Origin of the sequence: Rothia sp. HMSC069C04 (assembly GCF_001812895.1) — a bacterium.
In the GTDB taxonomy this organism is placed as follows: Bacteria; Actinomycetota; Actinomycetes; order Actinomycetales; family Micrococcaceae; genus Rothia.
The window spans coordinates 46,999-60,822 of sequence record NZ_KV810742.1 but is presented as its reverse complement, the minus strand read 5'-3'; the positions used below and the strand labels follow the sequence as shown (position 1 = coordinate 60,822).

At 61.2% G+C, this 13,824-nt stretch carries 11 protein-coding genes; 10 read left to right on the top strand and 1 reads right to left on the bottom strand.

Annotated features, from left to right (window positions below):
• Nucleotides 1–92: 92 nt before the first annotated feature.
• The 9 genes from HMPREF2879_RS05400 to HMPREF2879_RS05360 all read left to right on the top strand — a co-directional run bounded on the left by HMPREF2879_RS05400 (nt 93) and on the right by HMPREF2879_RS05360 (nt 10,627).
• Nucleotides 93–830 (top strand): DUF4345 domain-containing protein, encoded by a 738-nt coding sequence (locus HMPREF2879_RS05400; protein WP_070634979.1) that lies wholly within the window; start codon nt 93–95, stop codon nt 828–830.
• Nucleotides 831–1,092: 262 nt separating this feature from the next.
• Nucleotides 1,093–2,109, top strand: coding sequence for a bifunctional riboflavin kinase/FAD synthetase (locus tag HMPREF2879_RS05395; RefSeq protein WP_070634978.1), 1,017 nt, complete (start codon nt 1,093–1,095; stop codon nt 2,107–2,109).
• Nucleotides 2,110–2,278: 169 nt separating this feature from the next.
• Nucleotides 2,279–2,737 (top strand): S-ribosylhomocysteine lyase, encoded by a 459-nt coding sequence (locus tag HMPREF2879_RS05390; protein ID WP_005507905.1) that lies wholly within the window; start codon nt 2,279–2,281, stop codon nt 2,735–2,737.
• Nucleotides 2,737–3,630, top strand: coding sequence for a 5'-methylthioadenosine/S-adenosylhomocysteine nucleosidase (gene mtnN / locus HMPREF2879_RS05385; protein ID WP_070634977.1), 894 nt, complete (start codon nt 2,737–2,739; stop codon nt 3,628–3,630). The genes HMPREF2879_RS05390 and mtnN overlap by 1 nt, the downstream gene beginning before the upstream one ends.
• 247 nt (nt 3,631–3,877) lie before the next feature.
• Nucleotides 3,878–4,216: a hypothetical protein gene (locus HMPREF2879_RS05380; protein ID WP_070507722.1), complete on the top strand. Its 339-nt coding sequence runs from the start codon at nt 3,878–3,880 to the stop codon at nt 4,214–4,216.
• A gap of 252 nt (nt 4,217–4,468) precedes the next feature.
• Nucleotides 4,469–5,884 carry an amino acid permease gene (locus HMPREF2879_RS05375; protein WP_070634976.1) on the top strand — a complete coding sequence of 472 codons (1,416 nt, stop codon included), beginning with the start codon at nt 4,469–4,471 and terminating at the stop codon, nt 5,882–5,884.
• A gap of 302 nt (nt 5,885–6,186) precedes the next feature.
• The gene (gene rpsO / locus HMPREF2879_RS05370; protein WP_005507098.1) at nt 6,187–6,456 is read left to right on the top strand and encodes a 30S ribosomal protein S15; all 270 of its coding nucleotides are present in this window, start codon (nt 6,187–6,189) and stop codon (nt 6,454–6,456) included.
• A gap of 419 nt (nt 6,457–6,875) precedes the next feature.
• The gene (locus HMPREF2879_RS05365; protein ID WP_005507099.1) at nt 6,876–9,095 is read left to right on the top strand and encodes a polyribonucleotide nucleotidyltransferase; all 2,220 of its coding nucleotides are present in this window, start codon (nt 6,876–6,878) and stop codon (nt 9,093–9,095) included.
• A 200-nt stretch (nt 9,096–9,295) separates the two neighbouring features.
• Nucleotides 9,296–10,627, top strand: a complete 1,332-nt coding sequence (locus HMPREF2879_RS05360) for a M16 family metallopeptidase (protein ID WP_005507100.1) — start codon at nt 9,296–9,298, stop codon at nt 10,625–10,627.
• A 206-nt stretch (nt 10,628–10,833) separates the two neighbouring features.
• Here HMPREF2879_RS05360 and HMPREF2879_RS05355 read toward each other — a convergent pair whose 3' ends face one another.
• Nucleotides 10,834–12,792: an acyltransferase family protein gene (locus tag HMPREF2879_RS05355; protein ID WP_070634975.1), complete on the bottom strand. Its 1,959-nt coding sequence runs from the start codon at nt 12,790–12,792 to the stop codon at nt 10,834–10,836.
• Between the two features lie 252 nt (nt 12,793–13,044).
• On the opposite strand from HMPREF2879_RS05355, the gene dapB reads away from it, so the two are divergent.
• Nucleotides 13,045–13,815 carry a 4-hydroxy-tetrahydrodipicolinate reductase gene (gene dapB, locus HMPREF2879_RS05350; protein WP_070604818.1) on the top strand — a complete coding sequence of 257 codons (771 nt, stop codon included), beginning with the start codon at nt 13,045–13,047 and terminating at the stop codon, nt 13,813–13,815.
• Nucleotides 13,816–13,824 lie beyond the last annotated feature (9 nt).

Genomic DNA, 13,824 nt, shown 5'->3' with positions numbered 1-13,824 from the left:
CCCCCTATTCATTCAACACGCTAACGTAAACAACCCCTGAACACACATGACTACTCGTGCGGGTGCCGCCCGGCCCTGCTGAAGGAGAGAAGATGAGCGAGAACCAGAGCTCTGCTAAGAAGGCGAGTGAGCCTCGTACCGCGCCGGTACCCCGAGTGGAGTCTGCACAGGCTGAAGCTACCGTAACCGGGGCTGCTACTCAGAGCGGTGCCGCGAAGGCTGCCGGTGCTAAGAACGCTGAGCCTATTTCTGCGGCGAAGGCACCCGAGGGTGTTCGCGTAGCCGCACCGGCGTCCGGCGATAAGGCGTCGCAGAAGGCCGATAAGAAGGCTGAGAAGAAGGCAACCCGCGAGGCGTTTGCCCGCCCCAAGAGCCTTGAGGAGGCGGCTAAGCCTCAGAACCGTGCGGCGTTCCGCGCGGCGGTGGCGCTGTACGGTCTGTTCATGATTGCGTACGGTGTGTGGCAGGTTCTGGGCGGTGTCCGCGTCATTCCGGATGCGCCTCAGGACTTTGCGAACGCCTCGGTGCAGTCGAACTACGCGTTCTTCGCGGCTGCCTATGTGGGTGTGGGCCTGTCCTTCGTGTTCATTGCCCTGAAGTTCAAGTGGGTGAACATGCTCGTGTTCTCCTGCCTGGTGGTTTTCCTGGGCGGTGTGGGTCGTATCCTGTCGTGGGCGTTCTTCGGCACCCCGCACTGGTCGCTGATCGTGCTGATGGTGACTGAGCTTGTGATTCCTCCGTGCCTGCTGGTGTGGTACGGCTGGATTAACAAGTCCAATAAGATTCGCGAGGAGATGCTGAAGGCTTCTCGTAACCAGGCTCGTAAGTAGTCGTAACGCCCGGGAAGGTTCCTGCCGCACGGTGGGGTGCCTGCCCGGGCTTTCTTATGGGTGGGTGCTGCGCATGGATTTTCCAGGTGCTGAGGCTGCACAGTTGCGTGTTAGATACCCCGCCGCATCCGCAAAAGTGGGGGAGAAGGCACCGCCTGCGAGGGGCGCCGTTCCATTCCCTGTTGATTCCCGTTTTGAATTCTGCATCCTGCCGCCTGTGGTCTAGGATGGATAGGTACATTTATCTTTTTCAGGAGAGCCCGTGACCCTCTACACCGCTTTGAGCGAGGTCCCCGCCGGCTACGGCCCCTCGGTCGTGACCATCGGCAATTTTGACGGCGTGCACCGTGGACATGCCCGCGTGATTTCGCGCGTGGTCTCCCTTGCTGAAGAGCACGGTTTGAGCTCTATCGCGGTCTCTTTTGACCCGCACCCGATGCAGGTGCACCGTCCCGAGGCGGCCCACCACGACATTATGGGTCAGGGCTCGCGCCGCTACTTCATGTGCCTGCTGGGTCTGAACGACTACCTGCTACTGAACTACAACCTGGAGTTCGCTGCGCAGACCCCCGAGGAGTTCGTGAAGTCCACCTTTGTGGATGCGCTGAACGCGCGTTTCGTGGTCATTGGTGACGACGTGCGCTTTGGTAAGAACAATTCCGGCGACCTGAACACTATGCGTGAGCTGGGGGAGAAGTACGGCTTTGAGGTCGTGGTCGTTGAGGATCTGATGGTGGATGAGAACACCCGCTGCTCCTCGACCCGCATCCGCCAGCTGCTGCTGGAGGGTGATATGCCCGCCGCAACCGAGCTGCTGGGCCGCCACCACATGATGGCTGGTGAGGTCGTGCACGGTCTGGCGCGCGGCCGCGAGTTGGGCTTCCCGACCGCGAACCTTGAGCTTGAGGCGCGCGGCCTGATTCCCGCCGACGGTGTGTACGCCGGCTGGCTGGTGGACGAATCCGGTAACCGTCACCCCTCCGCTATTTCGGTGGGTACGAACCCGACCTTTGACGGTATTGAGCACCGCCAGGTTGAGGCGCACGTGATTGACCGTCCGAAAGAGCGCGTGGAGGATTTCAACCTGTACGGTCAGCGTGTGCTGATTGAGTTCGTGAAGCGTCTGCGTCCCATGGTGGCGTACACCGGTGTTGAGGCGCTGATTGAGCAGATTAACGATGACGTGGCGCAGACCCGCGAGGTGCTGGCTGAGGACGCGAAGAACTACTGCCCGCCGGAGTGCCCGGTGCAGGCGGAAGTGAAGCATCCCCACTTCTAAGAGCAGCATCCTGCGCTCATAGCTTTTGCCTTTAACGGCTTTGAAGCCCCGGCGGCAAGATTTTCGGATCTGCCGCCGGGGCTTTTGCGTGCCCGCACGCCTTGACGTCCTGCGCCTCCCGCGAGGCACCCCTGTTTTAGTCGTCCCCGTTTTAAGAGAAGATAGAGTCATGGAAAAAATGAACGTCGAATCCTTCAACCTCGACCACCGCGCCGTAGCAGCACCCTACGTGCGTATCGCAGACCGCAAGGTCCTGCCCGGTGGCGACACCCTCATCAAGTACGATATCCGCTTCACCCAGCCGAACACCGCGCACCTGGAAATGCCGACCGTGCACTCCATCGAGCACCTGAGCGCCGAGCACATGCGCAACCACACCGACCGTCTGATTGACTTCTCCCCGATGGGCTGCCAGACCGGTTTCTACGCGCTGACCCTGGGCCTGGAGCCCGAGGATTTCTTCCCCATCCTGGAAGCAACCCTCAACGATATCCTCAACGCAACCGAGGTTCCGGCTGCGAACGAGGTGCAGTGCGGTTGGGGCGCCAACCACACCCTCGAAGGTGCGCAGGCTGCGGCTCGCGAGTTCCTCGCGGCACGCGATGAGTGGGCGCAGGTGATGGCGTAATGAGCGCACAGATTCCTGACGCTTTCGCATCCGCCTTCAACCCGGTGGACTTTGACCCGAACGCTTTCGACCCGGCTGAGGCGTTCAACAGCATGTTTGAGCTGATGGACGGCATGTCCAACGCCATCATCATTCAGGTGGCTATGGACGAGGAGCTCGCACCCTTCCTGAAGGCCACCGAGGAGCTGCAGCCGTCCTTCACCGAGGGCGCCGCAGTATTCCACCCGCGCTACCTGCAGGTGGGCGAGGACCAGGTTCCGCTGCTGCTGGTTCGCTCCAAGATCGGTCTGGTGAACGCGGCGAGTGCCGTCACCGAGGCGATCAGCTACTCCTCGAACTGCCTGGGCGTCATCAGCGCAGGTACCGCCGGCGGTTTGGCTCGCGGCATTAACGTGGGCGACGTGCTGATTGGCGAGAACTACACCTACACTGACGCCGACGCGACCGCGTTCGGTTACGCGCGCGGCCAGGTTCCGGGCATGCCCGAAAGCTACGACGGCCAGGTGGACGAGTGGCAGGATGCCCTGGAGCATGCGCTCGCCGCACTGGAGACGGTGCGTGAGCAGGCTGAGAGCGTGTGGGAGGTGCACCGCGGCCAGATGCTGGCGGGTAACTCCTTCGTAACCGCCCACAACGTGAAGGACACCCGCGAGGCATTCGAGGGCGCCATCAGCACCGACATGGAAACCACCGCTATTGCGCAGGTCTGCCACAACTACGAGATTCCGTTTATCGGAGTGCGTTGCGTGTCTGATCTGTGCGGCCCGGAGGCTGACCAGGACTTCCACCTCTCCATGGATGTGGTGGCTCCTCGTTCGGCTCGTTACGCGCTGCAGCTGGCTGCTGAGCTGTGGACCGAAGCGCAGCTGGAGGCGCTGGAGCTGGCTCTCTAAAGCTCTAGAGCATGCGGCATGAAGTGAGCTCGCATGCGGCAAGTGCCGGGGCGTGAACCTGACGGGTTCGCGCCCCGGTCTTTGCGCCCCGGTCCTTGCGCCCCGGTCCTTTTGTGCCGGTCTTTTTGTACTGGTTTTTGTACCCCAGTCTTTTTCTGATCAGGCACTTTGATGTACCCGGTCCGTAAGAAACGCAGAAATATTAACCGCGGTGAATATACATTCTGTGTGTCGTGGAGTACTATGAATGTGGAAACTGTCCGATCTCACAGAGGAGTACGTCGTGAAGTTCTGCCCGACTCTCGCCTCCGTCACCGGTCTGCTCGGTGGCTACAAGGTTGCATCTAGCACCGGCATCCGCCCGCTCGGTGGCGCTGTCCTGGCACTGTGCGGTGCCGTGGCTTACAAGAATTGGAAGCGTAAGGCTGGCGCAGGCCGTGCCACCTTCCTCACCGCTCTCTACCTCGGCGCGTTCGGCGCCGCTCATCCGCTCGCCAAGAAGCTTGGCGCGTGGCCTGCAGTCTACACTGTGACTGCTGCAACCGCTCTGTGCTCTATCGTCATTGGACGTAAGCGACAGAAGTAGTCTTTGACGAAAAGACGGCGGAAAGGCAACGTTGCCTTCCCGCCGTCTTTTGCGTTCCCTCCCACCGTACCGGTTGGGTGGGGATGCGACGGGGCGACGCGCGAAGGCAACACCTTCTGCGCATCGCCCCATCACTCGATGGGGAGTGAATCAACCGGTACCGCTCTCAGCCACCTGCTAAGCTGCGGCACCGCCCGATAAGTTTCCCCGCCACCGGCGGGTACACCCCACGAGGTAAAGGAAAAGAAGAAGATGAATACCACTCCGGACTCATCCCCGGTACAGCAGGGCGTAGCTGAGGCTACCTCCGAGAGCCCGCAGCTAGCGCGTGGACTCTCCCTGCGTCACATCATGTTCATCGCCCTCGGCTCCGCCATCGGCACCGGCCTGTTCTACGGCTCTGCATCCGCCATTCAGCTGGCGGGCCCCTCCGTGCTGCTTGCCTACGTTATTGGTGGCGTTGCAGTGTTCATGGTAATGCGCGCAATGGGCGAACTCGCCCTGGCGCACCCGGTCTCCGGAGCGTTCTCCGAATACGCCACCCGCTACCTTGGACGCTGGGCGGGTTTTGTGACCGGCTGGACCTACGCCCTGGAAATGGCGCTGGTCGCCATCGCGGACGTGACCGCTTTCGCGGTGTACATGAAGTTCTGGTTCCCGAACAGCCCCTCCTGGATTTGGATCGTCTCGGTTCTGCTGATTCTGCTCGCCATTAACCTGGCGAAGGTCAAGGCGTTTGGTGAGACCGAATTCTGGTTCACGCTCGTGAAGGTCAGCGCCATTATCGCCATGATTGTTGGCGGTATCGCCCTGCTCTTCGTGGGTGTGCAGGCGCACGACTCTGTGGCACCCTCCGTCACGAACCTCTGGGCGCTTGAAGGCGGCTTCTTCGCGAACGGTTTTACCGGCTTCCTCGCCTGCTTTACCGTGGTGATGTTTGCCTTCGGCGGTATCGAGAACATCGGTATTGCCGCCGGTGAGGCGAAGGACCCGCGCACCTCGATTCCCAAGGCGATTCGCACGGTGCCGTTCCGCATCCTCATCTTCTACATTCTGACCCTGTCGGTCATCATGTCCCTGTACCCCTGGTACTCGGTGACGAAGGCGAACTCGCCGTTTGTGCAGATTTTTGAGGGCCTGGGTATTCCGGCGGCTGCTTCGATTCTGAACGTGGTCATTATTACCGCTGCCATCTCTGCGCTGAACGCGGACGTGTACGGTGCCGGCCGCATGATGTACGGCCTGGCGAAGCAGAACCTGGCGCCGGCTTCCTTTGCGAAGGTTACGAAGAATGGTGCGCCCTGGATGACCACCCTCATCATGGTGCTGGTTATGGCGGTCGGCGTGATTGTGAACGTGCTCTTCGAGAACGCGTTCGAGGTGGTCGCCTCCCTGGCAACCTTCGCGACCGTATTCGTGTGGGTCATGATTCTGCTGGCGCACATTGCCTTCAAGCGTAGCGGCGCCGATACCGAGGCGCAGCCGGTGCGCCAGCCCCTGTGGCTGAGCTACCTGGCGTTGGTGTTCATGATCTTTATCGTGGTGCTCTTCGGCTGCTTCGCCGACACCCAGCTGGCGCTGGTGATGGGCGCAATCTGGTGCCTGTTCCTGCTGGGCTACTACCGCCTCATGGTGGTGCGCGCTCGCGCTGAAGCAGCAGAAGCATAGGGAGTAGAAGCGCAGACACCGAATAAACGTAGAGCCACTGAATAAACGTAGAGCCCGGTGCGAGGACTCGGCGTGAGAACCCGGTGTGAGAACCCGACTGCAAAGCCCGGCGACCGGTAGTGTGATGAGCTACCTGTCGCCGGGCTTCTGCTCACCCTTCCACGAAAGCGCCCCGGTAGCGTAGAATGGGAAGAACGCGTCTGCAGTCCGCAGCAGACGACGTGTATTACAGGGCGTAAGCCCACCACCCGGCGGCAACCGTCCGTACGGGACGTATGCGGTACTAACTCTAGGAGTTAAAAGTGGCACTGGATCCCGCTGTCAAGCAGGCAATCATCAAGGAATACGCAACCCACGAGGGCGACACCGGTTCGCCCGAGGTTCAGATTGCAGTTCTGTCTCGTCGTATCGCCGACCTGACCGAGCACCTGAAGTTCCACAAGCACGATCACCACTCCCGTCGTGGCCTGATGATCCTCGTTGGTCGTCGCCGCAACATGCTCGGCTACCTGAAGAGCGTCGACATCGAGCGTTACCGTTCGCTGATCGAGCGCCTGGGTCTGCGCCGATAAAACAGGAGCGTCTTGACGCTTTTGTGGTGATTATTCGCCTTTAGGCGGTGTGTGCGGACGTGCTGTCAGCACTACCAACCCTCCATCACGGAGGCGGGTAGCGCCAGCGCGTCCGTACTGCCGCGTTGAGGGGCGCATCTTCCGCTCGCTAGATTCCAGCGCTAGATTCCAAGACTAGAATCCAGCGCTAGATTCACAGCGAGAAACCGGTAGAAGACGCCGTCCCACCTGAAAGAAAGAACAGAAGGCCGTACCGGCACACACGCCGCGGTCCTCGGTAGCGAATTACGGAACAACACCACCCCCGCAACCTCACCGACACACGTCGAGCATACGAAAAGGCGGGGGAGAGGTGCCGTGGTTTCCTATCGAAGGCCGACTCGTGCGCCGTACGGCCTGCCAAGAAGAAAGAAGGAACCGTGGAAGGTCCCGAAATCAAGTTTGCTGAAGTCGAAATCGACAACGGCATTCACGGTAAGCGCCACGTGCGCTTTGAAACCGGCCGCCTCGCAAAGCAGGCTGCTGGCTCTGTCCTCGTCACCATCGATGACGAGACCACCCTGCTCTCCGCAACCGCAATCGGCAAGTCTCCCCGTGAGGGCTTCGACTTCTTCCCGCTGACCGTGGACGTGGAAGAGCGCATGTACGCAGGCGGCAAGATTCCCGCATCGTACTTCCGCCGCGAAGGCCGCCCCAGCACCGAGGCAATCCTGGCTGCACGCCTGATCGACCGCCCGCTGCGCCCCGCCTTCACCAAGGGCATCCGCAACGAGGTTCAGGTCGTTGTGACCGTCCTGACCTACGAGCCGGACGAAATCTACAACACCTTCGCAATCAACGCTGCATCCGCATCGACCTCCCTGTCCGGTGCGCCGTTCAACGGCCCCATCGGTGGCGTGCGCATGGCACTGATCGATGGCCAGTGGGTCTGCTTCCCCAAGTACTCCCAGCTGGAAAACGCTGTATTCGACATGGCTGTTGCAGGTCGTATCGTCACCAAGGCTGACGGTACCGAAGACGTCGCCATCATGATGGTTGAGGCAGAAGCAACCGACAACTCCTGGAAGCTCATCAAGGAAGACGGCCAGACCGCCCCCACCGAAGAGATCGTCGCTGAGGGTCTGGAAGCAGCTAAGCCCTTCATCGCAGCACTGTGCAAGGCGCAGGCTGATCTGGTGGCTCGCGCAGGCAAGCCCGCCCTGGAACTGCCCTTCTTCGGCGGCCACGGCGAGGACGTCGACGCAGCAGTTGAAGCATTCGCAGCAGACCGCCTGGCAGAGGTGTACTCCATCGCTGGCAAGCAGGAACGCGAAGCAGCAGCATCCGAGCTGCAGGAAGAGCTCATGGAAGCTCTCACCGGCGAAGGTAAGGAATTCGAAGAGCGCTCCAACGAGGTCTCCGTAGCATTCGCTGCCCTGACCAAGCACGTGGTTCGCCAGCGCATCCTCACCGAGCAGGTCCGTATTGACGGCCGCGGCCTGACCGACATCCGCCAGCTCACCGCTGAGGTTGAGATCCTGCCCCGCGTTCACGGTTCCGCTCTCTTCGAGCGCGGCGAAACCCAGATTATGGGTATCACCACCCTGAACATGCTCAAGATGGAGCAGCAGCTGGACTCCCTGCACCCGGTCAAGTCCAAGCGCTACATCCACCACTACAACTTCCCGCCGTACTCCACCGGTGAGACCGGTCGCGTGGGTTCGCCCAAGCGCCGCGAAATCGGCCACGGTGCACTCGCAGAGCGCGCAATCACCCCGGTGCTGCCCTCCCGCGAAGAGTTCCCCTACGCAATCCGTCAGGTCTCCGAGGCTCTGGGCTCCAACGGCTCGACCTCCATGGGCTCGGTCTGCGCATCGACCCTGTCCCTGCTGAACGCCGGTGTGCCGCTGCGCGCACCCGTTGCAGGTATCGCAATGGGCCTGGTCTCTGACGAGGTTGACGGCGAGACCCGCTACGCAGCCCTGACCGACATCCTCGGCGCGGAAGACGCACTGGGCGATATGGACTTCAAGGTTGCAGGTACCTCTGAGTTCGTGACCGCTATCCAGCTGGACACCAAGCTCGACGGTATCCCCGCATCCGTGCTCGCTGGCGCACTGACCCAGGCACGTGAGGCACGCCTGCACATCCTCGAGGTACTCGTCAGCGCGATTGACGCACCGGATGAGATGAGCGAGTTCGCACCGCGCATTATTTCCGTGAAGATCCCGGTTGCCAAGATCGGTGAGGTTATCGGCCCCAAGGGTAAGATGATCAACCAGATCCAGGAAGACACCGGCGCAGACATCTCCATTGAGGACGACGGCACCGTATACATCGGCGCAGCTGACGGCCCCTCCGCCGAGGCTGCCCGTGCGGCAGTGAACGCTATCGCTAACCCGCAGGTTCCCGAGGTTGGCGAACGCTACCTGGGTACCGTGGTGAAGGTTACCGACTTCGGCGCGTTCATCTCGCTGACCCCCGGTAAGGATGGCCTGCTGCACATCTCCGAGATGCGTAAGCTCAATGGCGGCAAGCGCGTTGTTGACGCTGAGGACGTTGTCTCCGTGGGCCAGAAGGTCCAGGTGGAGATCACCAAGATTGATGACCGCGGCAAGCTCTCGCTGGCACCGGTCGTTGAGGGTGGCGACGACGAGTAGTCGTAACCCCCGCTAAGTGATGAGGGGCGTTCGGCGCACCCGGTGCGGTTCATTCCCCGCCGGATGCACCGGGCGCCCCTTCGCTGTGCTTGCCCTGCATCTTTTGACGCTCACCCGCCCCACCAACTGTGGGACTGCCTATAGGTAGTGGGGCGGGAATGCTTACCTTCAGACGTACCTGTTGAAAGGTTCTTCTCCCTATGTCTATTTCCCTGCCCGTCGAGCTTGAGGCGATTGCCGAAGAGCTCAACTACGAGCACGGCCGCCTCATCTACGAAGGTGTGGGCGGTAACGAGGTGCGCCGTTCCATCCTGCCCGGTGGCGTGCGCGTGATTACCGAAAAAATGCCCGGTACCCGCGGCGTATCCATCGGGTTCTGGGTGGGAGTCGGCTCCCGCGACGAAGCCCCCGGCATGCTCGGCTCCACCCACTTCCTGGAGCACCTGCTGTTCAAGGGCACCGGCACCCGCACCGCCCTGGACATTGCATCCTCCTTCGACGCGGTAGGCGGCGAATCTAACGCCCTGACCGCTAAGGAGCACACCTGCTACTACGCGCGCGTGCTCGACGATGACGCGCCCATGGCGGTGGACGTCATCACCGACATGGTCACCAACGCCCTGCTGGACCCGGCTCACCTGGAACAGGAACGCGGCGTGATCCTCGAAGAAATCGCCATGGACCAGGACGACCCGACCGACGTTGCCTTCGAGAACTTCGTGGAGCAGCTTATGGGTGAGAACCCGCTGGGCCGCCCCATCGGCGGTACCCCGCAGGAGATTACCGAGGTGCCGCGTGACGCCGTGTGGGAGCACTACAAGCGCTACTACACCCCGGACCGCCTGGTCATTTCTGCCGCAGGTTCGCTGGAGCATAGCACCATGGTCCGCCTCGTGCTGGAGGCGCTGACCCGCTACGGCTGGAACCTGCAGGAGGGCGTGGCACCGGCACCGCGTCGCGTACGCACCGACAGCGGCATTGTTCCGCTGAGTGAGCTGCGTGAGGTGGAGAAGGGCTTCGAACAGACCAACATTGTGATGGGTTGCCCGAGCATTATCGCCGGTGACGACCGCCGCTACGCGATGAGCGTGCTGACCAGCGCATTCGGTGCGGGCATGTCCTCGCGCCTGTTCCAGGAGATTCGTGAGAAGCGAGGCCTCGCCTACAGCACGTTCGCGTTCTCCGGTGCGTACTCGGATGCCGGCTACTTCGGCATGTACGCGGGCTGCCTGCCCGCTAAGACCGAGCAGGTGCGCGAGGTTATGGGCTACGAGTTCGATAAGCTCGCCACCGCCGGTATTACCGAGGAGGAGCTGACGAAGGTCCGCGGCCAGCTGGCTGGTTCCACCGTGCTCGGTAGCGAGGACTCGGGATCGCGCATGTCCCGTCTGGGTCGCGCCGAGCTGGACTCTGGACTGTTCACGAGCACCGATGAGCTGCTGGAGAAGATTCGCGCGGTCTCCCTGGAGGAGGTTCGCGACTTGGCGGCGTACCTGGGGCAGCAGCAGATGATTACCACCATCGTGCGCTAGCCCCTGAACATCCCTAAAACACAACGCTGATAAGGCATAGAATGCCCGTTCCCACACCCCACCAAAGCGGGGGAGGGAACGGGCATTTTGTGTGCATCGGTATCTACGAAGAGATACTTCCAAGAAGTGCTTCCGAGTGTTCTGCCGCCCATGCTCTTGACGCTCAGCATGAGCGGCAGAACCGAAAAAGCTACCGCTGAGAGCTACTACTTCTGTGCCTTGGCAATAGCTTCCATCAGCACCTGGGCGTAGAGCTCCTGACCAGCAACCTCAGGGTGAACACCGTCAGAGGCCAGCAGACCACTCTGAGTCTGCAGAGCCTGGCGGATCGTAGAGTTCCAATCCGCAATGATCACACGATCAGAATGCTGAGCCGCAAACTCACGAATCTTACCGTTCGAGTAGTCAATCCAGGTCAGGTTGCGCGGGCCGTAACCGGTGACCAGCACCAGCTTAGAATCGGCGGGCATAGCCGCCAGAACCTCGTCGAGCTGACCATCCAGAATGGTCGAGTTCGCGGTCACCGACAGCACGAAGGTTTTACGAATCTGGCCGTTGGAACCCATAGACTTAATAATCGGCAGGGCCTTAGCAATGGTTCGTCCCTCAGCCGCATCGATAGATGCCTCGGGCATCTTGTCGTACAGCTCGGGGGATACCGCCACCACAATGGAGTCACCCACAATGGTCACCTGCGAGGAGTTCACCGAACCGGTTGCAGCCTTCGAATCGGAAGGGCTAGCAGAGGCAGAAGCCTTCGCATCCTTACCCGTAGCAGAAGCGCTCGGGCTTGCCGATGCGCTCGCAGCCTGCGCCTCCTGACGAGCCTTCAGGCGTTCAGCGGCGGCACGCTTGCCGTCCTCAACGGACTGCTGCGCGGTAGTCATCGCCGGAGCGGTGTGCACCGCCAGACCGGTCGAAGCGGCAGCCACCACAACAGCCAGAGCCACCGAAACCGGCAGGAACTTAGTGCGTGAAGACTGGAAAGCCGCCACCACGCGATTAGCGCTACCGCGGAAACCGTAGCGGCGAATCGGGGTCTCAACCCAGCGGTACGACATCTCCGCAATCGCGAAGGTCGCCACCAAAACGCCCACATTTACCAGCGGGGAACGGTCCGCACCCATCAGGTAGTGCATGACCACGGCGAGCGGCCAGTGCCACAGGTACAGGCCGTAGGAGCGCTCACCCACCCAGCGTAGGGGAGCGAAGTTCAGCAGGCGGCGCAGCACCTCGGAAGCGCCAGCAAGCATGTCCGGAAGCATGCCCTGAATCACGCCCAGCGCCAGCAGGGAGGCGCCGAACAGACCCCAGGGAATCGCACCGGGAGCCGACTCGGGAACCAGAATTGCGTAGGGAATCAGAGCGAACAGGGACAGCCAGCTGATCATGACGCGGGCGAAGGCAACCAGGCCGAAGGGCTGAGCCACGCGGTACAGCACGGACTGCTGCAACGGCGGGTACAGCGACCAGGGGCGCGCAAACGCCAGCAGGGCGCCGAGCAGCAGGCCGTACAGGTGAGTGTCGGTGCCGTAGTAGACGCGGCTAATGGGTGCGCCGGACATCAGAAGAGCGGTAGCAACGCTCAGTGACGCAATAATGCCCAGCACCATAACCACGCTGAAGCGACGCCACGAACGGCGCAACAGCACGCCGGCGCCAACAATGAGCAGCGGCCACACCACGTAGAACTGTTCTTCCACTGCCAGGGACCAGAAGTTTGTGAAGAGCTCCGGGGAGGTCTGCGCGAAGTAGTCATTACCGGCAAAAATGGAAATCCAGTTGGACGAGAAGGTCGCCGCACCGGCGAGCTGTCGGCCGAGGTTCACCTGAATATCGCCGCCAATGAGCAGGCTGACCGGTCCCATGACCAGAATCAGCAGGGTAATGGCGGGAAGTAGTCGGCGGGCACGGCGAATCCAGAAGTTGCCCAGGGCAATTTTGCCGGTGAGAGCACCTTCACGCAGAAGCAGGGAGGTAATCAGGAAACCGGAGATGACGAAGAAAATATCCACGCCGATCATGCCGCCGGGTAGTACGGTGGGCCAGAAATGGTACACCATCACGAGGAGCACAGCGATTGCTCGCAGACCGTCCAGACCCGGCAGAATATAACGCCGGTTAGCCTCATCTGGACGCACGGAGGAGGTAAAGAGGGACTTCATACTGTCAAAGCACTCCGTAGGATGGAAATTATAGAAATACTTCCTAATTATATGGTTGCTAACTTTAGATAGCGTATTAAACGGCTTGTATGACGGTTAGATTACTTCGCTTTTTATGCCGCTGAGGTTCCGCAGGGCATCTCACCCAGCGTGTGCGATGGCGTGCACCGCGCTCACACGGGGATAATAGAGGCTGTACGTCACAGCGTCTGCCCCATCGTCGGGGTGCTCATAAGTTACGGAGGAGAGAAGATGGCCCGCGAGGGTAACGAAAAAATCTGGAAGGTTGCGGTACTCGGTGCCGCAGGCCGTATGGGTTCTGAGGCGGTGCGCGCCGTCAACACCTCCGCAGACATGGACCTGGTGGCGGCACTGGGCCGCGGCGACGACCTGCAGGAGCTGGTCGATGCCGGTGCAGAGATTGTTATTGACCTGACCGTTCCCGATTCCAGCGAGGCGAATGTGCGCTTCGCGGTGGAGCACGGTATGCACGCGGTGGTTGGTACGACCGGTTGGACCCCCGAGCGTCTGAACTCCCTGCGCGAACTGCTGGCTGAGCACCCCGAGGTGGGTGTGCTCATCGCCCCGAACTTTGCGATTGGTTCGATTCTCGCCACCGAGTTCGCGGCGAAGGCGGCACGCTACTTCGAGTCTGTAGAGATTATCGAGATTCACCACCCAAATAAGGTGGACGCCCCCTCCGGTACCGCTGTGCACACCGCCCGTAAGGTGGCTGCCGCCCGCGCGGAGGCTGGCGTGGGTGCAAGCCCGGATGCCACCACCTCCGATCCTTTGGGCTCGCGCGGCGCCGTAATCGACGATATTCACGTACATGCGGTGCGTCTGCGCGGCATGGTGGCGCATCAGGAGATTCTGCTGGGCGATCCCGGTCAGCAGCTCGTGATTCGTCACGATTCCTTTGACCGTGCCTCCTTCATGCCCGGCGTACTGTTGGGTGTGCGTGAGGTGGCGGCGCATCCGGGTTTGAGCGTGGGCTTGGACGCCTACATGGATTTGTCGTAGGGGAGCGTT

Coding starts and splice junctions, on each gene's coding strand:
- mtnN (WP_070634977.1), top strand. CDS start 2,737: ATGAGCGCACAGATTCCTGACGCTTTCGCATCCGCCTTCAACCCGGTG.
- HMPREF2879_RS05375 (WP_070634976.1), top strand. CDS start 4,469: ATGAATACCACTCCGGACTCATCCCCGGTACAGCAGGGCGTAGCTGAG.
- HMPREF2879_RS05380 (WP_070507722.1), top strand. CDS start 3,878: ATGTGGAAACTGTCCGATCTCACAGAGGAGTACGTCGTGAAGTTCTGC.
- HMPREF2879_RS05355 (WP_070634975.1), bottom strand. CDS start 12,792: ATGAAGTCCCTCTTTACCTCCTCCGTGCGTCCAGATGAGGCTAACCGG.
- dapB (WP_070604818.1), top strand. CDS start 13,045: ATGGCCCGCGAGGGTAACGAAAAAATCTGGAAGGTTGCGGTACTCGGT.
- HMPREF2879_RS05360 (WP_005507100.1), top strand. CDS start 9,296: ATGTCTATTTCCCTGCCCGTCGAGCTTGAGGCGATTGCCGAAGAGCTC.
- HMPREF2879_RS05400 (WP_070634979.1), top strand. CDS start 93: ATGAGCGAGAACCAGAGCTCTGCTAAGAAGGCGAGTGAGCCTCGTACC.
- HMPREF2879_RS05390 (WP_005507905.1), top strand. CDS start 2,279: ATGGAAAAAATGAACGTCGAATCCTTCAACCTCGACCACCGCGCCGTA.